A 550-nucleotide genomic window follows, 5' to 3' on the forward strand; every position below is an offset into this window, starting at 1 on the left:
CATCCAGGCCCAGCGCCTGGACCTCACCGCCGCCACCCTGGACAACTACAACGGCAAGGTCTCGGCCCTGGGTGGCAATGCCCTGCTCAAGACCGGCAGCGTCGACAACCGTAATGGCAGCCTCTACGGCAAGGGCCTGGTCCAGGTCCGCGGCGGCAGCTTCGACAACAGCGGCGACAACGATGGCCAGGTTTTCGGCAGCCAGATCGACTTCGGCCTGAGCGGCGCGCTGAACAACCGCCTGGGCATCATCGAAAGCAGCAGCACCCTGAGCCTGGCGGCCGCCAGCCTGGACAACACCAACGGCCAGCTGCGCGCCCTGGGCACCAGTGGCACCACCCAACTGACCCTGGGTGGCTGGCTGGACAACACCAATGGCCGGCTGGAAACCGCCAACCAAGACCTGCAACTCGCCATCGGTGGCCTGACCAACACCAACGGTACCCTGCTGCACGTGGGCGCCGGCACCTTCGGCCTAGGCCTGCCGCTGCTGCAGAACGCCGGTGGCAGCGTCACCAGTAACGGCACCCTGACCCTGAACGGCAGCAGT

1 protein-coding gene is annotated in these 550 nt (G+C 66.7%); it reads left to right on the plus strand.

The window, feature by feature from the left end; genetic code table 11:
• Window positions 1–550 (plus strand): hypothetical protein (locus RND78_RS27900; protein ID WP_312733469.1); only part of this gene is annotated, 550 nt, incomplete at both ends.

The sequence above is a fragment of the Pseudomonas oryzihabitans genome, assembly GCF_032027545.1.
Classification (GTDB): domain Bacteria; phylum Pseudomonadota; class Gammaproteobacteria; order Pseudomonadales; family Pseudomonadaceae; genus Chryseomonas; species Chryseomonas oryzihabitans_F.